Origin of the sequence: Gilvimarinus xylanilyticus (genome assembly GCF_024195295.1) — a bacterium.
Taxonomy (GTDB): Bacteria; Pseudomonadota; Gammaproteobacteria; order Pseudomonadales; family Cellvibrionaceae; genus Gilvimarinus; species Gilvimarinus xylanilyticus.
Genome location: NZ_JAMFTH010000007.1, coordinates 78,795 through 97,018, shown reverse-complemented (window position 1 = coordinate 97,018; position 18,224 = coordinate 78,795). Strand labels below are relative to the sequence as shown.

The window sequence follows — 18,224 nt, the reverse complement described above, 5'->3', positions numbered from 1 at the left end:
CAGCAGTACATATTCCATAATAAGCATAGAGCTCTGCTCGCATAGGTATAAAAAATGACGATAAAAAGCCGCGCTGGTAAAGCTAAAAAAGTTACCATGAAAGACGTCGCTGCCATGGCCGATGTTTCAATCATGACAGTGTCTCGCGTACTCAATAACGATAAGGTTTCAGAGCCAACTCGGTTGCGGGTTATGGAGGCGGTAGAGACGTTAAACTATCGTCTCAATGTTTCGGCCCGTAGCTTGTCGGGCTCGCAATCTTACCTGTTGGGTTTTTTCTATGACAATTCCATCGGCAGCTATATCAGTCAGTACTTAATTGGCGTGCTAAAGCGCTGTAACGAGCTTGGCTATCACCTGGTGTTAGAGTCCTGTAGTTTCGGTGCCCCTAATGTCGACGAGATAGTCAGTGATTTAACCAGTCGGTATATGCTCGATGGGGTTATTTTGCCGCCTCCGCTTTGCGAAAGTCTGCCGCTTTTGGATACCCTGGATAACATGGGAATACGCTATGTAAGGGTGGGCCCGGGGCTGGACATGGATCGTTCCGCCTATGTTTCAATTGATGATTATAGTGCCACCTATGAGATGACCGAGTATCTGATTAATGCTGGCCACTCCCGTATAGGCTTTATCAAAGGTGACCGCAATCAGGGTGTGGCCGCAAACCGCTACCGCGGCTTTACCGATGCCTTGGTGGCCCATAATATTGACCCCGAGCTCGCCGTAGTGGCGCAGGGCGACTTTAATTTTGACGGAGGCATGCAGGCCGCCGAAGAAATTCTGGATTCAGGTCGGCCAGTGACGGCGATATTTGCCAGTAATGATGATATGGCCAGTGCCGTGATCGCGTCAGTTCATAAGCGCGGTTTGCGAGTGCCTGACGATATCGCTGTAGCGGGTTTTGATGATACGACGATCGCCCGGACCATATGGCCTCAGTTAACCACCGTTAAACAGCCCATTGATCAAATGTCGGCCGATTCGGTCGATTTGCTGATTGAAGCCATTAAGGCCGATAGGATATTGGGCATTAAGTTGAACAAACGGGCCGTTCTACCCCACTCGATCATTGAGCGAGGGTCCACCGCGCCGCGCTAAGCCTATGCAACCCGAGCCTTGTCTGGCTCAATCGGCTCATTACAGCCCGGCAAAGCAGTGGTTATACACCGGCTTACCCTCTCTATTCTCCCGTATAAGTTATTGGTCAGGCAGATTTTGCGCTTGATCGGTGAGTTACGGTTGTTTTGTCAGGCCTTTTATGTAATTATTTAACCTGATTGGTCAGGCAGGTTGGTTGGTTTAAAATCTGTGTACGGGTAGAACCGAACTTGCGATTTAAGCCGCTGACCGCTATCGGTCTGTCAATCAAGTGTGGCTCTCCTTGGGGCCTTTGGCCCGACGCGGGTGTTGGGGTTGCGTTCCGCTCGATACAATGGGTATCGATTTGGTATTTGTCGCACCCACACCCGCTTTTTTATCATCGGGCTTCACTGCGAGTAGATTGCTTTGTGGTGTGGTCAGTGTGACAATAAGGTCTCATAAAACAATAACAGCGGTGCAAATTACATGGGTAACCCCGGGATTAAAATAATATGTGTCGCCCTCTTGGTGGGGCTTCTGAGCGCCTGTGCCGGCGACACTGAAGTGCGTACTCTTAAGATGGCGCACACCCTCGATCAAACACACCCTGTGCATCAGGGTATCGTCTTTATGGCTGACCGGCTGGAAGAAGTGTCGGGCGGTAAGATGACCATCGATATCTACCCGGGCGGCCAGCTCGGTAGCGAGCGCGAGCTTATGGAGCTTTTGCAAATCGGCTCGCTGGCGATGACCAAGGTTTCCTCCAGCCCCATGGAAGGCTTTGTGCCTGCGATGAAGGTGTTTAATGTTCCCTATGTGTTTCGCGATAACGAACATTTTTGGCGAGTGTTAAACAGCGAAGAGGGCAAAGAGCTATTGCTGGCGGGTGATTCCGTTAACCTACGCGGCTTGGGATATTTCGATGCGGGCAGTCGCAGCTTTTACAATGTGGATACTCCGGTTTATAAGCCCGAAGACTTAACGGGTCAGAAAATCCGCGTTCAGCAAAGCCAGACCGCCTTGCAAATGGTTAAGTCTTTGGGCGGCTCCCCCACACCTATCTCGTGGGGAGAGTTGTATACCGCTTTGTCGCAAGGCGTTGTCGATGGCGCTGAGAATAATCCCCCCAGCTTCTATACTTCTAAACACTACGAAGTCTGTAAGTACTACACGCTAAACGAGCACACCTCTGTGCCGGATATCGTGCTTATCAGTAGCTATATTTGGAATAATCTCGACCAGCAAGAGCAGGTCTGGTTACAGCAGGCAATGGACGACGCCGTGGTTTATCAGAGAAAGCTGTGGGCTGAGAAAACCCAAGAGGCTCTGGACGCTGTGCAAGAGGCCGGGGTAACCGTTATTCGCCCCGATAAGAAACCTTTTATGGATAAGGTGCAGGCTATGCACGAATCCTATAAAGGTACAGAAATTTACGATCTGATTCAGACCTTTAAAGCGATGTAGGTTGGCCGGTATGAAAGCATTATCGAATTTTATTGAGAAGATACTGGGCGCTTTTGTCGGGCTGTTAATGGCCGTCATGGTGCTGGATGTAACCTGGCAGGTGCTGACACGCTTTGTCTTGAAAGAGCCCAGCTCTTACACCGAAGAGTTGGCGCGTTTTCTATTGGTCTGGATTGGTTTGTTGGGCGCCGCCTACGCCTATCGCAAAAAAGCGCACCTGGGGCTGGATATTCTCTCGCAAAAGCTCGAGGGCATCGCCAAGCGCCGCTTGGATATCTTTATTTCCCTGGTGTGTATGTTGTTTGCTTGCGTGATTATGATCTATGGCGGCTCTAAGCTGATGTTGTTAACGCTGGAGTTGGATCAAATGTCCGCCGCCTTGCAGGTCAAAGTCGGTTATTTATATAGCGTTATTCCGCTCAGTGGCTTGCTGATAGTCCTCTTTTCGCTTGATCGCATCGTCAACGGTGATCCCGAGCCGGAAGAGTTAGAGTTTTACGAGTAAAACGAAACCGCAAACCCGAAATAAGTAAGCAATCGTAAGAATAAACATAATTGAGGTAGTCTGATGGATTGGTCCGTCGTAGTTCTGTTGGTGACATTTGTCGTTTTATTGATTCTGAATGTCCCTATCTCTATCGGTATTGGGGTGGCGACCTTTGCCGCCATGCTGTTTACCATCGACTTTGGTCCGGCCGCCGTTACGGTTGCCCAGCGAATGGCCAGTGGGGTGAACAGCTTTGCGCTGCTCGCGATTCCGTTTTTTGTGTTGTCCGGCTTGCTAATGGGGCGCGGTGGTATTGCTCACCGACTCATCGAATTTGCCAAGGTGTTAATCGGCATGCTGCCGGGCGGTTTGGCGTTTGTGAATATTATTAGCTGTACCTTGTTTGGTGCCATTTCCGGTTCTGCTGTTGCCGCCACCTCGGCCATTGGCGGCTTTATGATCCCCACAATGGAAAAAGAAGGTTACGACAAGAACTTTAATACCGCTGTCACCGTTGCCTCTTCGACCACAGGGCTTTTAATTCCCCCCAGCAACATTCTGATTGTCTATTCCCTTGCCAGTGGTGGTGTGTCCATTGCCGCACTGTTTATCGCGGGTTACTTGCCGGGCATTTTGGTGGCGTTGAGTTTAATGGCGGTTTGCGCCGTGTATGCCAAAATGCACGGCTATCCCGTGGGTCGAGTCCCTAGTATCAAAGAAGTGGGTAAAAAGACCCTGGATGCTATCCCCAGCCTGTTTCTTATTGTTCTGGTTATCGGCGGTATTGTGGGTGGGTTTTTCACCGCCACCGAGGCCAGTGTTATCGCGGTGCTTTACTCGCTGATTTTGTCGGTCTTTATTTACAAAGAGGTAAAAATTCCCGAGCTGCCGGAAATTTTTATTAAGTCGGTAGAGACTACCGCCATCGTAATGCTTTTGATTGCCACCTCGACCGCAATGAGTTGGATGCTTAGCTACGAAAATATTCCCCAGAACATTAGCGCTGCGCTGATGGGGTTGAGTGATAACCCGTTTATTATTCTGCTCACCATTAACCTTATTCTTTTGCTGGTGGGTATCTTTATGGATATGACCCCAGCGGTGCTTATCTTCACTCCGATCTTCTTGCCGGTTGCGATGGAGCTGGGCATGTCGCCCCTGCACTTCGGTATTATGATGGTGTTGAACCTGTGCATCGGCTTGTGTACGCCACCGGTGGGGGCGGTGCTCTTCGTTGGTTGTGGCATTGCCAAAACCTCTATTGCCAAGCTCATTAAGCCGCTAATGCCGATGTACGCGGCAATGATAGTGGTGCTAATGCTGGTCGCTTATGTGCCCGCCATCAGTGAATTCCTGCCAACCTTCTTTGGCTTGTATGAAGCTAAGTGAGTTCTGTGATGCGCATTGAGCACTTTGCCTTTAATGTTACTGACCCGGTCGCGATAGGGGCGTGGTATTGTGAACACTTGGGGTTTACGGTTAAACATAAGTTTGACAAAGCCCCGCATGCACATTTCCTGGCCGATAGTACTGGGCAGGTAATGATCGAAATCTATAACAATCGACCTGATGAAGTGCCGGATTATCCATCGATGAATCCACTCACTTTACATCTGGCTTTTGTTAGCGAAGACCCAGAGGCCGACGCCGAGCGGCTGTGCGCCGAGGGCTGTAAAGTTGTGGATGATGTGCGCTTAAAAGACGGTTCTGTACTGCTGATGTTAAAGGATCCCTGGGGCTTTGCTATTCAGCTGTGCAAGCGCGGAAATCCGATGGTTTAGTAGGTAACCTCTGCAGTTTTAATTATTCCTATCTCCTGACTCTGGAGGCTTTATGAAAAAAATCTGTGCAAGTGGCACTGTGCTAAAAACAGTTGCCACGGTTTTCGCGTGCCTGCTGATTTCGTTAGCAAACGCGCAAAACCTGGAAGAGGTGAAGGGTTTTGGTATAGATACGCCGGCTGGCGCGGGTGGTCGTGTAATCAAGGTGACCAACCTGAATAGCGATGGTGAAGGGTCGTTGCGCTGGGCGCTGGAGCAAAAGGGTAAGCGGGTTGTGGTGTTTGAGGTCGGCGGCGTGATCGATCTAAATGGAAAGAATCTAGGTATTGGGGAGCCCTATATCACAGTCGCCGGGCAAACCGCCCCCAGTCCCGGTATCACCATAATCCGGGGTGGTATAGGCATTGGCACACACGATGTCCGTCTACAGCATATTCGTGTGCGTCCGGGCGCCAATGGGAAATCTGAGCGTTCTGGCTGGGAGCCAGACGGTATAGGGGTCTCTCGTGGGGATGCCCGCAATATTCATATTGATCACTGCTCTACCAGTTGGGCAGTGGATGAAAATATGTCTGCGTCGGGCGAAAGGTACAAAGGCCCAGACGCAACATCGGGTCGTATTACCTTTAGTCACTCGATTATCGCCGAAGGCTTAGACTATGCTACGCACAAAAAAGGTAAACACTCCAAAGGCATTTTGATCCACGATTATGTTCAGGAGGTTGCGGTCATTGGCAACTTGTTTGCCCACAACGATCGTCGCAATCCCTACTTTAAAGCTCACGCCAGCGGGGTAGTGGTAAACAACCTGATGTATAACCTGGGCAATGCCGCAGTGCAGCTGGGCTATGTAGAAGGGGAGTGGGATGGAAAAGATCGCCGACCGGGTAACCCCAAGGTCGCCGTTGTTGGCAATGATCTACGTTATGGGCGGGACAGCTATTCCGACCTCGCCATGGTTGCTTATCAGGGGGATGTTTACCTGCGGGATAACCAGGTGTTGAATCTTGATGGCGAGCCTATGCCGCAGGTGCAGGGGGATATTCGGTTGTTGGATAAACCTCCGGTTTGGCCTGAGGGGTTAACGGCCATGCCGGTCGATCAGGTTTACGATTCGGTATTGCTTAACGCCGGAGCGCGCCCGTGGGATAGAGATGAGGTAGACGTGCGTATCGTCAACAGCGTACGCAGCCAGGCGGGGCGCATTATCGACAGTGAGGAGCAGGTGGGGGGCTACCCCGAAGCAACACCTGTCTATCGGAAATTGCAGGTGCCCACAGACACCGAGGCGGTGGGGGCTTGGCTGCAAAGCTTCGTCCCCACATCGTACCGCTAATGGTATAGGCCACCCTGTGGGGTGGCCGGGCCTTTAGCGTGTGGCCAGCTCGTCGAGAAACAACTGTTTGTCGATAACGCCCCCGCGATGGCGAATAATAATGCCGGCACAGCGATTGGCTTGCGCCGCCGCTTCGGTAGCCGTTTTGCCTGCCAAATGGGCGGCTAGATAACCGGCGTTAAAGGTATCGCCAGCGGCGGTGGTGTCCACAACATCGGTGACCTTGGGTACGTCTACCCGCTCTTCGCTATCGCCCTGCAAAATAATGACATCCTCGGCGCCGCGCTTTAGAACGATTTGGCCAATGTCACAATCGCGGTAGCGAGCCTTAACTTCCGCCACAGCATCCCCATCGGTGCCCCATAGGAGTTCCTCGTCGTCCAGCGTTAACAGGGCCAGATCGGTCAAAGCCAAAAGATCGCGGTTGGCTTGCTGGGCCTGCTGGGGGCTCTCCCACAGGCGAGGGCGATAGTTACTGTCAAACGCCACTTTGCCACCCCGGGCTTTGTAAGTCTGAAGAAACTTAATGAGGTTCTGGCGCCCGCTGTCGCCAATAATGGCCAGAGTGATGCCGGATAAATACAGCATTTCGGTGTTGTCTAGCTGTTCTGCAAGAGCGCTCAGTTCGCCTTCAATATGAAACAGCTGGCGGGCGGGAGCGCGATCGCGCCAGTAGAAGAACTCGCGCTCACCGTCGGGGCTGTTGTGAATCATATACAGCCCTGGCACCTTGCCCTCATGGCGAACAATGCAGTTGGTGTCTATGCTCTCCTGGGCTAGGCGGTCAATGATGGCATCACTGTAGTGATCATCACCCAGGCGTGTTACATAGGCAGTTGGTGTACCCAGGCGAGCCAGCGTGACTACGGTGTTGTAGGTGTCGCCGGCGTAAGACAGAGCTTTGCGCTCGCCGCCCTGTGGGCCCGCTTCGGCTGCGGCCAGTTCAATCATTACTTCGCCAATACAGGCAATCTGAGCCATGGTTCTCTCGCTTTATGGTTAAGGTTATAACTGTGCAGGGATTCTACAATTGGTCATGCCGATTATTCAAGGCAAGAGCCGGTGTTTCGGTTTTTGTTATGGTGATATAGACTATATGGCGAATCTTTCAGAATGGTCAAATTTGCCGTTACATCGGCTAATCTTTCGGCTTTTATTGCCTTCGCTGGCGGTAAAGATTGACAGAGTGAAGCGCTTTTGTAACCATAAATTGGTCATACCTAAAGGCCTGCCATAAGCTGACTTGGTCAGACTGGTTTGTCGAACACTATAAACTACGGTAGTTAATTCATCATGAGTGCACTCACATTACACCCAGATCGTCTGTTTCCCGCCGATGAGACCACCCGCGCCATCGCCCGACGTCTGTATCAAGAAGTTAAAGACCTGCCCATTGTCAGCCCCCATGGCCACACCGACCCCTCGTGGTTTGCCGACAATGAGCTGTTTCCCAACCCCGCAGAGCTGCTGATTAAACCCGATCACTATGTGTTCCGCATGTTGTACAGCCTGGGTGTGCCGCTGGTCGATTTGGGGATTCCGAGTAAAGCCGGCTTGCCCGTTGAGCAAGACCCTAAAAAAATCTGGCGTCTATTTGCCAAGCATTACTATGCCTTTCGCGGTACGCCTTCGCGCATGTGGTTGGACTATGTTTTCAAGGAAGTGTTTGGATTCGAAGAAATCCTGAGTGATAAAAACGCTGACGCATACTACGAGCGTATTAACAGCGCTTTGCAAACCGAGGCCTTCCGTCCACGCGCATTAATGGAGCGCTACAACATTGAGTGGTTGGCCACCACCGAGTCGCCCCTGGATGATTTGCGTCACCACAAGAAAATTCGCGAGAGCGGCTGGAAGGGCGGCGTAATTACCGCCTACCGTCCGGACCCCGTGGTTGACCCCGACTTTGAAGGCTTTGCCGATAACGTCGCTCGCCTGGGGAAAATTACCGGTGAAGATACTACCAACTGGAAGGGCTATCTGGCCGCATTGAAAAATCGCCGCGAGTATTTTAAATCTTTCGGTGCCACCTCTACCGACCATGGCCACCCCACAGCGCAGACGTCTGATTTGTCAGTTGCCGAGTGTGAGAAGCTGTTCGCCAAAGCCTTGGCGGGGCAGTGCAGCAAGCAAGAGGCGGAAACTTTCCGTGGGCAAATGCTTACCGAAATGGCGGGCATGAGCATTGAAGACGGCCTGGTGATGCAGATTCACCCGGGCTCGTTCCGCAACCATAACCCCCATGTGTTTGAGAAGTTTGGTCGCGATAAGGGCGCAGATATTCCCTCGCAAACCGAGTACGTGAATGCGCTTAAGCCGCTGCTGGATAAATACGGTAACGACAACCGCTTGTCGATTATTTTGTTTACGCTGGACGAAACTGTTTACTCCCGCGAGCTGGCGCCTTTGGCCGGCCACTACCCAGTGCTGAAGCTGGGCCCCAGCTGGTGGTTCCACGACAGCCCCGAAGGTATGCGCCGCTTCCGCGAGCAAATTACCGAAACGGCGGGTTTTTACAATACCGTGGGTTTTAATGATGACACCCGCGCTTTCTTGTCAATTCCTGCGCGTCATGATGTCGCGCGCCGTATGGATTGTAACTTTTTGGCGCGCTTGGTGGCCGAGCACCGTTTGCCCGAAGATGAAGCGCAAGAAGTGGCCATCGACTTGACCTACCGTCTGGTTAAACAAGCTTACAAACTCGATTAAGAGTAGGGACTTTTATGCAACGTTTAAATAAAAGTAATCTGGACAAGCTGGCCGATACGGCTAGCCTGCCCGGTTATGATCGCGACGCGCAAAAAGCGGGTATTGTGCACTTGGGTATTGGTGCTTTTCACCGTGCCCACCAGGCCTGGTATACCGAGGCGTTGTTAAACAAAGGCGCACAGGATTGGCAAATTATAGGTGCCAGCTTGCGTTCGCCCACCGTAAAAAACCAGCTGGCCGAACAAGACGGTTTGTACACCATTGTCGAGCGCGGCCCGGAGGGTGAAAAGTTTCAAGTGGTCGGTGCGGTCAAGGATGTATTGGTGGGGCCTGAATCCCCCGCCACTTTGCTTGAGGTGATGAGTAGCCCAGACATAAAAATTATATCGCTGACTGTAACCGAAAAAGGTTATTGCCACGATCCGGCGACGGGTAACTTAAATCAAAGTCACCCAGATATCGTGCACGATTTGGAAAACCCGGAAACTCCCAAGTCGGCTATCGGTTACATTGTGGGTGCACTGAATGCACGCCGCCAGGCGGGCGAGAAAAGCTTTACCGTATTAAGCTGCGATAACCTGCCGAATAACGGTGAGGTGTTAGAAAAGGTCGTGTTGCAATACGCCGATAAATTCGACGCCGAGCTGGCCGCCTGGATTCGCGCTAACACAACTTTCCCCTGCACTATGATTGACCGCATTGTCCCCGCCACGACCGACGCTGACCGCGGCGAGTTGGAAGGCAAGCTGGGCCTGCGCGACGAAGGCATGGTGTTGGCCGAGCCCTTTAGTCAGTGGGTGATAGAAGACAAGTTCTGTTCCCAGCGGCCCGCCTGGGAAGATGCGGGGGCTTTGTTGGTTGACGATGTCCACGTTTACGAAATTATGAAGTTGCGTCTGCTCAACGGCAGTCACTCGCTTTTAGCATACGCCGGTTACTTGGCCGGTTTTGACTATGTCAGCGAAGTCATGCGCGAGCCGGTTTTGGCGGAACTTTGCCAAGTATTTATGGATCGCGAAGTGGGGCAGACCGTTGAGGTGCCCGCAGGCTTCGATATGGAAGAGTACAAGGTGCAATTGCGCGAGCGCTTCGCTAACCCGGGGCTTAAGCATCGCACCTGGCAGATTGCGATGGATGGCTCGCAAAAAATTCCTCAGCGCTGGTTGCAAACTCTCGCAGCGCAGTTAGAAGGTGATGGTAATATCGAGTATCTGTGCCTGGCATTGGCTGCCTGGATTCGTTACGTCTCAGCAGTTGATGAGCGCGGTCAGCCGATTGATGTACAAGATCCTCTGGCGGATGACTTAAAGGCGCTGGTAGAGGCCAACCGCGGCGATGCCGCCGCTACTGTAGCGGCCGTATTGGGCGTTAAGGCCGTCTTTCCTGAAGCCATTGCCAACAGCGAGAAAGTGCAAACCACGACCGCTGACTGGCTGGCCCGTATAAGCGAGCAGGGCGTGCTTGCAGCGGTTAAGGCAGCGCTGTAATGGGGTCGCTACACAAGCATTCCGGGGCTTGGCGTATTGTCCAGTTCTTGGTGGTCGTTGCAGTGGCGTTGTTTGCCTTGCATCAAGCTCGCGCTGAAGCGGGATTTGATGCCTTGGTTGCTCCGCCGGGTAGCCAGGCAATCGAGCAGTACCCAGAGGTTGCGCGCTATGGTTCTATTGCCGGTGCGCTACAGGCTGGACACAGTAATATTGCCGTTGCTTCGGGTGATTACTATGAGAAAGTCACCATAGCTCGCGACCATGTGTCGTTAACCGGGTTGAGCGACACGCCGCCGCGACTCTACTTCGATGCCTACGCTAATATCGCCGGTGTCTATCATCGCGATGACTGGGGCACGCCGGGGTCGGCCACGCTTACGATCAATGCGGTTGGGGTGCATTTGCATAATCTGCATATCGAAAACAGTTTTGATTATCTCGCCAACGACGCACTTAGCAAAGACGATCCTGCCAAATTGCCTCACACCCAGGCGGCCGCTTTATTGCTGGATGTAGATAGCGACAAAACTCTGATCACCGATAGCATTATCGACGGGTATCAGGATACGGTGTTCGCCGATGGCGGGCGCAGCTACTTTCACAACAGTCGCATCAGCGGCAATGTGGATTTTATTTTTGGCGATGGCTTGGCCGTGTTTGAAAATTGCCAAATTGTTTCGCGTCCGCGTGCCAAGGCGTTTTCTCCCGGGGATATTCAGGGGCATCTGAGCGCGCCTTCCACCAATATCAAGCAGCCCTACGGCTTGGTGTTTATCGACTCGCGCCTTGAACGCGAAGCGGGCGTTCCCGACAACAGTGTCTCTTTGGGGCGCCCCTGGCACCCCACTACTACCTTTGCGGACGGCCGCTATGCCGACCCCGACGCGATTGGTTCAGCCATCTACATTAATACCTGGATGGACGGACACATTCGCAATGAGGGTTGGGCGAGTATGAGCGGTACCGCTCGCGATGGCACCAAGAGCCGAATCTTTACTCCCGACGAGTCGCGTTTTTACGAGCTGAACTCAAAGGGCGCGGGTGCTAGCGATCATTCGCAACGTCGGACACTATCGGACACCGAGTTTAAAGCGCTGCAAGAATTTATCGATCGTTTTAAGCGTGAATTAGGCCGGTAGCTCGGAGCGCGCAATGCGCTCCTTTGCTGTCTTTCTGTTATTTTCCCTAGGGTGGTTTTAATGCTCCGCCCCTCCTAAATACCAGTCTCATTCGAGGCTGGTGTTACTATTCTCGCGACCAGACAGTTATTTTGACTCAGAGTTTGGTTGCGCGGCGGTTCTGTCCTGAGCTGAGAGTTATTTGTTTTTATCCTTGCCAGCCAGATTTAGCTCTGCGCTACTACAGATAATGTAACCCTGGTTTTGCCAGTTTGTTGTTCCCGATCAGTGGCAGAGGTGTTTGCTTGTAAGCTAGCTCTGGTTCAATAGCACATAATTTCTTAACCCCCACATTCATAGACCAAAATAAACTTTGCGCGCTGTTAATTCATTACCTATGTTTATAGAGAAGCCTTTTAACGGATAGGTAATGGATTATGACGACTGCAACGGCTATGCGTTACACCGCAATTCCTCTGGGTTTTTTCTCAACCGCCGGCTTATTGCTTTTAATGGCCACATTGATTCAAACCGATTATCACTATATTGAGCCCGCCGCGCCTACCACTATTGCTAAAATTGTGATGCCCGAACTGGTGATCGCCGATCCGGTCCCAAAAGCCATAGATCGACCTGAAGATCCACCGGTACCACCGCCTGTTCCACAGGTTGACGATAAGGTAAAGATTGAGACCGAGGGGCCTAATACCAAGGTATTTGCGACACCCACGGCCGCTGCCGATGATTTCACTATTAATCTGGCGCAGCCGGGGGATTACTTGCCTCTGGTCAAGGTGGCCCCGCATTACCCGCGTCGGGCTTTGACCCGGGGAATGGAAGGTGAGGTGGTGGTGTCTTTTACCGTAACCCGGACCGGTGCTACCCGCGACGTCATTGTAATCAGTGCCGAAACTCTGGAGGGCGAGGCTACTCGTGTCTTTAATAGCGCCGCCATTCGCGCCGCCGAGGGTTTTAAATACAAGCCTAAGGTGGAAAATGGTGTGCCAGTGGAGGTGCACGGGGTTCAGAACCGGTTTATTTTCGAATTGTCAAAGTAGTCGACTGAAAAAAGTAGCCGACTCGAGTTGCCGGCCCGCCGTTTAGTGGGGGCCGGCCGTAGTTTTTAGTGAAACCGACGCAGGAGTATATTATGGAGCCGCCGGTACATCCCTTGTCTGCACTGTTTGATCAACTGGGCCTGGCTAGCGAGTCGGGCGAGATAGAATCCTTTATTGCCGCGCACCGACCTTTGAGAGCCGATACTAAGCTGGCTGAGGCGCCATTTTGGAATCCTAGTCAGAAGCGCTTTTTACAACAGGCGATTGCTGACGACGCCGATTGGGCCGAGGTAGTAGACGAGCTTGACGCGCTTTTACGCCATTAACGCCAGCTGATTGGGTTTGAACGGGCCTCTATCCATCGCTAGCTTTCTCCGGCAGTCGCCTGTGCTATGATTGGCGCCTTTAACGGGCAGGTCTGAGCGGAGGCGGTAATGCGGCGAGTTTTGCTGATGGCACTGGGGTTGTTGTTTCCACTGTGCGCTGTAGCTCAGGGTACAGCTTCCGACGAAAAGTCCGTCCCCGAATACGTTTTATGGATTGGTGGCAATGCTCCGGGGCGTGCCCAACATGAAATAAGCGTTATCCGTCAGGCACTGGAGCGCACGCGCCACAGCTTTGGCCCCTACCGGTTAGTCATTAGTGATGATCCCAGCAAGGCCTCGCAGTGGCGCCAGCACCTGGCTCGGGGCGAAATTATGCATATTGTCCCCACCTCCTACACTGATTTTCCGCCGGATGAAATCAAGCTAATCCCCGTGCCCATTGCCGGGGGCAAGCTCGGCTATCGAAACTTGGTCGTATTAAAAGAGCGATTGTCCGAGTTTGGTCAAATCGATTCCCACGCCGAGCTAAGCGGTTACACTGCGGGACAGGGCGCCAGCTGGCCGGACATGTGGGTATACGAAGCCAACGAGTTGCCGATTCGTGGCGCCAACGGCCTGCCGGATTTGTTTGCGCTGCTGCGCGAGGGGAATATCGATTATATTCCTTTGGGGGTAGAGGAGACCGAATCTATCCTGGAGTTACACTCGGGTGAGGGCGCTGAGCTGGCCGTGGTGCCCGAGCTGATGATTTACTACCCTCTGTCCAGCTTTCCCGTGGTATCCAACCAACATCCAGAACTCGCCAGTCGCTTGCAGGCTGGGTTAGAAGCTATGCATGCCGATGGCAGCTTGCCTAGCGACGAGGCCAGTAAGCCGCGCCGCTGCCGGGTGATTAATCTGGAAAACCCCAGTCGTATGTTCCCTTTGCTTTAACCTTAGCAGCCGGCTCGGCGAGCAATGCATTGTGAAGACCGTTAGTCAGAGGTTTTTTGAGTGTTGGCTCTGGGAAGCCTTGCTGTTGAAGTGCAGCGAGAGCACATTTTGTACTGGATTTAATGTACACCTGGCTCGCAGAGTGGGGGGATAAAACCAAAAAGCCCCCGCGATGCGGGGGCCTTGAAGGCTAACTTTCGTTAGCGGGGCGGCCGATAGTGGCTAGTATGCCACCATCGACGTAGACGATTTGCCCTGTGACAAAGTCCGATGCTTTAGAGGATAAAAACACCGTGGCACCCTGTAAGTCTTCCGGGTCACCCCAGCGGCCGGCGGGCGTGCGGCTGATAATAAACTCGTTCATGGGGTTGCCGTCTACACGGATGGGCGCGGTTTGACTGGTGGCAAAATAGCCGGGGCCAATACCGTTCACCTGGACATTGTGTTTGGCCCATTCGGTGGCCATATTGCGAGTCAGCATTTTCAAGCCACCCTTGGCAGCGGCATAAGCGCCCACCGAGCTGCGGCCCAGCTCGCTCATCATTGAGCAGATGTTAATGACCTTACCGCCACCGCGTTTGATCATGCTGGCGACCACGGGTTTGGTCATCACAAACACGCCGGTAAGGTCGGTTTTAATCACATTCTCCCACTCGGCCAGTTCCATTTCCAGCATGGGGGTGCGACGGATAATACCGGCGTTGTTTACCAGAACATCGATGGGGCCGACTTCGCTTTCGATTTGGGCGACGGCGTCGGCGACCTGGTTTTCGTCGGTGACGTTAAACAGATAGCCGTGGGCGGTAATACCGGCGTCGCGATATTCTTTGAGTGCGGCGTCCACTTTCTCTTGCGAGGAATGGCCGTTAATCACCACAGTGGCGCCAGCTTTACCGAGGCCCATGGCCATGGCCATGCCCAGGCCGTGAGTGGCGCCGGTAACCAGCGCTACTTTGCCTTCAAGGTTAAATAATTCGGTAGACATATTGAATCCTTAAACGTCGTATTACTTCAGGGTATGAGGCTTGTGAAAGTCCATGTCGGTGTAGTCGAGGTTTTCCCCCGCCATACCCCAAATAAAGGTGTAGTTGGCGGTACCGACGCCCGAGTGCATGGACCAGGGCGGCGAGACGATGGCTTGCTCGTTACCCACCCAGATGTGACGAGTTTCTTCGGCGGGGCCCATAAAATGACACACCGCCTGCTCTTCGGGAATATTGAAATAGAAGTAAGCCTCCATACGGCGGCTGTGGGTGTGCACCGGCATGGTGTTCCAGATACTACCGGGTTGCAGCTCGGTCATGCCCATTTGCAGCTGGCAAGTATCGACCACGCCGTTGATCAGCAGCTGGTTAATGCGGCGCTCGTTACAGGTTTCGCTGGAGCCCAACTCCAGTACCTTGGCGTCCGACATGCCGACTTTTTTGTGCGGATAGGCGTGATGTGCCGGGGCTGAGTTCATATAGAACTTGGCGGGCTGGTCTGGGTTGTCGCTGGAAAAAGTCACTTCTTTAGCGCCGCGACCGATGTATAGAGCCTCTTTGGTGTTCAGCTCAAAGCGCTCGCCGTCCACGGTAATCGCGCCCTTGCCGCCCACATTAATGGCGCCCAGCTCGCGACGCTCCAGAAAGTGGTCGGCCTTTTGCTGATAGACGGGCTCAAGTGGCACATCGGCACTAACCGGCATGACGCCTCCCACCATAATTCTCTCGTAGTGGGTGTAGGTAAACAGCACTTCATCGGCGGCAAAAATTTTTTCAATCAAAAAATGCTCGCGCAGCTTGTCGGTGTCGTAGTGCTTGTAGTCGTCTTTATGAACAGCAAAACGCTCTTCAATAATTTTCATGGTATCTCCCAATTGCGGTTCGGCAATCACAGTGACGGGGCCGTGGCCCCGTTATTGGTTTTTCATGCGGTAGATTTCAATACCCGCGAGAATAAACGGTCCGGTGCCTTTGGGGTCGTTCTCGTAGACCGGTTCACTCATATAGTAATCGTAACTGCCATCGCGGCCAAAACCGAGGCCCGCGACATAGCAGATGTTGGTCAGGCTCACCATACCGTCGGCGTGCACGGTAATAAATTCGCTGATTAAGCCGTCGTAGGCTTTTTGTGCGGTATCTTTATATTCATCACCAATATAGCCGTTGCGAATCGCTTTGGCATAAAAGTAGGTAAACATTGAGCTGGCGCTGGATTCACGGTAGTTGCCGGTGGCTTCGGGCATATTCATAATCTGCCACCAGGTGCCGGTTTCCGGATCCTGGTACTTTTTCAGATCGGCCGCCATTTCGGTAATCATGTTCAGCAGCACCTGACGCGATTCGGTGTCTTCGGCGGGAATATAATCCATCACATCCACCACCGCCATGGCCAACCAACCCATGCCTCGGCCCCAGAAATAGCCGGACAGGCCGGTTTCTTTGTCGGCCCAATCCTGTTGTTTTTCTTCGTCCCAGGCGTGGTAGTACAGGCCGGTTTCGCTGTCGCGCAGGTATTTGTGGGTCAGTTCAAACTCTTTCACCACCTCGTGAATACTGGCGCCGTCTTCAAACAGTTGCGAGTAGTGGGCGAGGAAGGGCATGCCCATGTAAACGCCATCCAGCCACACTTGGCTGGTGTACTTTTGCTTGTGCCAGAAAGCGCCTTCGCTGGTTTTCGGATGCGACTCTAGCTGCTCGCGCAGGGTGGTGGCGGCAATTTTATACTTCTCCTTGCCGGTCTCTTCATACAGGCGCAGCAGATTGCGCCCCGGGGCGATGGAGTCAATATTGTAGTTAGACAGCTTATAGCGACCGATCTCGCCTTTGTCGTTGATAAAACTGCCGGTGACTTTGGGCATAACCTGCGCATATTTTTCGGCGGGCGCTTCTTGGTTGAGTTCGTCATAGGCCAGGGGCAACAGGCCGACAATGTCGTATTCAAACTTAGGATTGCGCTCGCGGTGCACATCCCAGCCGCCAAAGTGGTAGCCCATGGTTTTGCGTTCCAGCTCGGAGTCGGCCAGGCGTTTGCTCCACTCTAACGCCTGCTCGCCACTGACCGGATAAGACTTTTCCGCCTCGCTGTGGGCGGTAGTGACCTGCTCGCGTAGCGGTAAGGTGAGTTTTTCGGCCTCGCGCTCCAGGTACTCGACAAACTCGGCTTTGCTGTTAACGCCTTCGGTTTCGCCTTCCCAGGCAGCGAGAAAGTAGTAGTCCATATCCTCGGCAGCGGATTTCATGACCGACACATAATTGTGCTCGTCTTGTGTTTGCTCTTCACGCTCTGATTTCCGGAATAATAACGCCATACCCAGATGGTCGTCATTCAGGGTTTGCTTGCCCCAGCTGGCCACATAGGTGTAGGCCTTACCGGTGATATCGACGTCGCCCTGGATCAGCTCGGTGCCCGGGTGTTTGACTAAACCAATCGCAAAATTATCCAGCGGCTGGGTCAGATCCAAACGAGTGTGTACCAGTCGGCTGCCACCGTGCATGGATAGCTTGGCATTTAAGTCGGTTTCAGTGTCGGCGACTTTCCAGTTTTTGTAGTCAATACTGAATGACGAATAGAGGTTGCCGTTGTCGAGAATCTTGGCGTCCCAACCTTTAACATCATTAACGCGAACGACTTTTTCACCGTCCCAGTAACCATAGCCACCGGCGCCCAGCGAGCTGCCCACTTTTAGAATGTCCATACCCCAGTCGGCTGGCTCATGGTAGGAATCAAAACCGTCTTGCCCCACATTTTGTAAAACCATGTCGTGGGTCTTTTTGCCAAAAATATCAAAGCCGTTGCGACGGTCTAAATAGATACGATAGCCAACCAGGTCCGATTCTATCCCCGGGCCTTCGTAGCGAATAAAGTAAGAGTGATCGTCGTGCTGTTCGGGTGGGGTCAAAGCGTCCACGTTTTCAAACTCACCGCCGACATAAATTTGTTTGCCGGGTTTTTCCGGATCTTCCTGCCACTCGCCGCCGGTTTTGCGGGAAATTTCCGCTTGCGCGCGCTGAGTGGCGGCGTTTTTAGCTGCACCTTCCTGAACGTTCAATGCAATGCTGGCGCCCGCGTCGATATCGATCAGGGTAAACAAGCTATCGTTGTCACCATCGCCATCGCGGTCTATTGCTTGGCTGGCTAGCGGTTCGCCATCGACGACAAAGCCCAAAGTGGTGGCACTGCTGCCGCTGATGCCCAGCTCATCGTAGCTGATAAAGTAGGGTTCGTCACTGCGAGCAAAGTCAGAGGGGTTAGTGAGTGTGATTTGGGCAACCGTTTTAGGTTCGGCGGCGGCACTGGCCGCACTGCTTTGCGGTTTTGCGGCGGGGGCAGCCTCGGGCGTCGGAGTTTCCGATTCCTGACAGGCGGTTAAGGCCAGCGAACTCAGCGCAACCAGCGCGGCAAGAGATGCTTGTTTGGGCATAATGATTACCTGTTGTTATTGGTTGATGGGTAGGGGC

At 52.9% G+C, this 18,224-nt stretch carries 16 protein-coding genes; 12 read left to right on the top strand and 4 right to left on the bottom strand.

The window, feature by feature from the left end; all coding sequences use genetic code 11:
- Window positions 1–54 precede the first annotated feature (54 nt).
- The 6 genes from M6D89_RS16275 (at window position 55) to M6D89_RS16250 (ending at window position 6,151) form a co-directional block, all read left to right on the top strand.
- The gene (locus tag M6D89_RS16275) at window positions 55–1,101 is read left to right on the top strand and encodes a LacI family DNA-binding transcriptional regulator (protein ID WP_253969155.1); all 1,047 of its coding nucleotides are present in this window, start codon (window positions 55–57) and stop codon (window positions 1,099–1,101) included.
- 468 nt (window positions 1,102–1,569) lie between these two features.
- Window positions 1,570–2,547 carry a TRAP transporter substrate-binding protein gene (locus M6D89_RS16270; RefSeq protein ID WP_253969154.1) on the top strand — a complete coding sequence of 326 codons (978 nt, stop codon included), beginning with the start codon at window positions 1,570–1,572 and terminating at the stop codon, window positions 2,545–2,547.
- A 10-nt stretch (window positions 2,548–2,557) separates the two neighbouring features.
- Window positions 2,558–3,052 (top strand): TRAP transporter small permease, encoded by a 495-nt coding sequence (locus tag M6D89_RS16265; protein WP_253969153.1) that lies wholly within the window; start codon window positions 2,558–2,560, stop codon window positions 3,050–3,052.
- A gap of 63 nt (window positions 3,053–3,115) precedes the next feature.
- On the top strand, window positions 3,116–4,423 hold the full coding sequence (locus M6D89_RS16260) for a TRAP transporter large permease (protein WP_253969152.1): 1,308 nt from the start codon (window positions 3,116–3,118) through the stop codon (window positions 4,421–4,423).
- Window positions 4,420–4,815 carry a VOC family protein gene (locus M6D89_RS16255; RefSeq protein ID WP_253969151.1) on the top strand — a complete coding sequence of 132 codons (396 nt, stop codon included), beginning with the start codon at window positions 4,420–4,422 and terminating at the stop codon, window positions 4,813–4,815. The genes M6D89_RS16260 and M6D89_RS16255 overlap by 4 nt, the downstream gene beginning before the upstream one ends.
- 52 nt (window positions 4,816–4,867) lie before the next feature.
- Window positions 4,868–6,151 (top strand): right-handed parallel beta-helix repeat-containing protein, encoded by a 1,284-nt coding sequence (locus M6D89_RS16250; protein WP_253969150.1) that lies wholly within the window; start codon window positions 4,868–4,870, stop codon window positions 6,149–6,151.
- Between the two features lie 33 nt (window positions 6,152–6,184).
- Here the strand turns inward: M6D89_RS16250 and M6D89_RS16245 are convergent, their stop codons facing one another.
- Window positions 6,185–7,132: a sugar kinase gene (locus M6D89_RS16245; protein ID WP_253969149.1), complete on the bottom strand. Its 948-nt coding sequence runs from the start codon at window positions 7,130–7,132 to the stop codon at window positions 6,185–6,187.
- A gap of 312 nt (window positions 7,133–7,444) precedes the next feature.
- On the opposite strand from M6D89_RS16245, the gene uxaC reads away from it, so the two are divergent.
- The 6 genes from uxaC to M6D89_RS16215 all read left to right on the top strand — a co-directional run bounded on the left by uxaC (window position 7,445) and on the right by M6D89_RS16215 (window position 13,782).
- Window positions 7,445–8,860 carry a glucuronate isomerase gene (gene uxaC / locus M6D89_RS16240; RefSeq protein ID WP_253969148.1) on the top strand — a complete coding sequence of 472 codons (1,416 nt, stop codon included), beginning with the start codon at window positions 7,445–7,447 and terminating at the stop codon, window positions 8,858–8,860.
- 14 nt (window positions 8,861–8,874) lie between these two features.
- Window positions 8,875–10,347 (top strand): mannitol dehydrogenase family protein, encoded by a 1,473-nt coding sequence (locus M6D89_RS16235; RefSeq protein WP_253969147.1) that lies wholly within the window; start codon window positions 8,875–8,877, stop codon window positions 10,345–10,347.
- On the top strand, window positions 10,347–11,486 hold the full coding sequence (locus tag M6D89_RS16230; RefSeq protein ID WP_253969146.1) for a pectinesterase family protein: 1,140 nt from the start codon (window positions 10,347–10,349) through the stop codon (window positions 11,484–11,486). The genes M6D89_RS16235 and M6D89_RS16230 overlap by 1 nt, the downstream gene beginning before the upstream one ends.
- A gap of 416 nt (window positions 11,487–11,902) precedes the next feature.
- The gene (locus M6D89_RS16225) at window positions 11,903–12,523 is read left to right on the top strand and encodes an energy transducer TonB (RefSeq protein ID WP_253969145.1); all 621 of its coding nucleotides are present in this window, start codon (window positions 11,903–11,905) and stop codon (window positions 12,521–12,523) included.
- Between the two features lie 92 nt (window positions 12,524–12,615).
- The gene (locus M6D89_RS16220) at window positions 12,616–12,849 is read left to right on the top strand and encodes a DUF2789 domain-containing protein (RefSeq protein WP_253969144.1); all 234 of its coding nucleotides are present in this window, start codon (window positions 12,616–12,618) and stop codon (window positions 12,847–12,849) included.
- Window positions 12,850–12,957: 108 nt separating this feature from the next.
- A complete protein-coding gene (locus M6D89_RS16215; RefSeq protein WP_253969143.1) occupies window positions 12,958–13,782 on the top strand; it encodes a transporter substrate-binding domain-containing protein in 825 nt (274 codons plus the stop codon).
- Between the two features lie 190 nt (window positions 13,783–13,972).
- On the opposite strand, the gene M6D89_RS16210 is transcribed toward M6D89_RS16215, so the two are convergent.
- Genes M6D89_RS16210 through M6D89_RS16200 form a run of 3 tightly spaced genes read right to left on the bottom strand, consistent with a single transcriptional unit; the run spans window position 13,973 to window position 18,187 of the window.
- Window positions 13,973–14,767, bottom strand: coding sequence for a gluconate 5-dehydrogenase (locus M6D89_RS16210; protein ID WP_253969142.1), 795 nt, complete (start codon window positions 14,765–14,767; stop codon window positions 13,973–13,975).
- Window positions 14,768–14,788: 21 nt separating this feature from the next.
- The gene (kduI, locus tag M6D89_RS16205) at window positions 14,789–15,628 is read right to left on the bottom strand and encodes a 5-dehydro-4-deoxy-D-glucuronate isomerase (protein ID WP_253969141.1); all 840 of its coding nucleotides are present in this window, start codon (window positions 15,626–15,628) and stop codon (window positions 14,789–14,791) included.
- Between the two features lie 51 nt (window positions 15,629–15,679).
- Entirely contained in the window at window positions 15,680–18,187 is a 2,508-nt protein-coding gene (locus M6D89_RS16200) for a DUF4861 family protein (RefSeq protein WP_253969140.1), read from the bottom strand.
- Window positions 18,188–18,224: the final 37 nt, after the last annotated feature.

What these genes read in the sequence shown, in the direction of transcription:
- M6D89_RS16270 (WP_253969154.1), top strand. Translation starts at nt 1,570, where the DNA reads ATGGGTAACCCCGGGATTAAAATAATATGTGTCGCCCTCTTGGTGGGG.
- M6D89_RS16220 (WP_253969144.1), top strand. Translation starts at nt 12,616, where the DNA reads ATGGAGCCGCCGGTACATCCCTTGTCTGCACTGTTTGATCAACTGGGC.
- M6D89_RS16225 (WP_253969145.1), top strand. Translation starts at nt 11,903, where the DNA reads ATGACGACTGCAACGGCTATGCGTTACACCGCAATTCCTCTGGGTTTT.
- M6D89_RS16260 (WP_253969152.1), top strand. Translation starts at nt 3,116, where the DNA reads ATGGATTGGTCCGTCGTAGTTCTGTTGGTGACATTTGTCGTTTTATTG.
- kduI (WP_253969141.1), bottom strand. Translation starts at nt 15,628, where the DNA reads ATGAAAATTATTGAAGAGCGTTTTGCTGTTCATAAAGACGACTACAAG.
- uxaC (WP_253969148.1), top strand. Translation starts at nt 7,445, where the DNA reads ATGAGTGCACTCACATTACACCCAGATCGTCTGTTTCCCGCCGATGAG.
- M6D89_RS16230 (WP_253969146.1), top strand. Translation starts at nt 10,347, where the DNA reads ATGGGGTCGCTACACAAGCATTCCGGGGCTTGGCGTATTGTCCAGTTC.
- M6D89_RS16265 (WP_253969153.1), top strand. Translation starts at nt 2,558, where the DNA reads ATGAAAGCATTATCGAATTTTATTGAGAAGATACTGGGCGCTTTTGTC.
- M6D89_RS16200 (WP_253969140.1), bottom strand. Translation starts at nt 18,187, where the DNA reads ATGCCCAAACAAGCATCTCTTGCCGCGCTGGTTGCGCTGAGTTCGCTG.
- M6D89_RS16245 (WP_253969149.1), bottom strand. Translation starts at nt 7,132, where the DNA reads ATGGCTCAGATTGCCTGTATTGGCGAAGTAATGATTGAACTGGCCGCA.
- M6D89_RS16235 (WP_253969147.1), top strand. Translation starts at nt 8,875, where the DNA reads ATGCAACGTTTAAATAAAAGTAATCTGGACAAGCTGGCCGATACGGCT.
- M6D89_RS16210 (WP_253969142.1), bottom strand. Translation starts at nt 14,767, where the DNA reads ATGTCTACCGAATTATTTAACCTTGAAGGCAAAGTAGCGCTGGTTACC.
- M6D89_RS16275 (WP_253969155.1), top strand. Translation starts at nt 55, where the DNA reads ATGACGATAAAAAGCCGCGCTGGTAAAGCTAAAAAAGTTACCATGAAA.
- M6D89_RS16250 (WP_253969150.1), top strand. Translation starts at nt 4,868, where the DNA reads ATGAAAAAAATCTGTGCAAGTGGCACTGTGCTAAAAACAGTTGCCACG.
- M6D89_RS16215 (WP_253969143.1), top strand. Translation starts at nt 12,958, where the DNA reads ATGCGGCGAGTTTTGCTGATGGCACTGGGGTTGTTGTTTCCACTGTGC.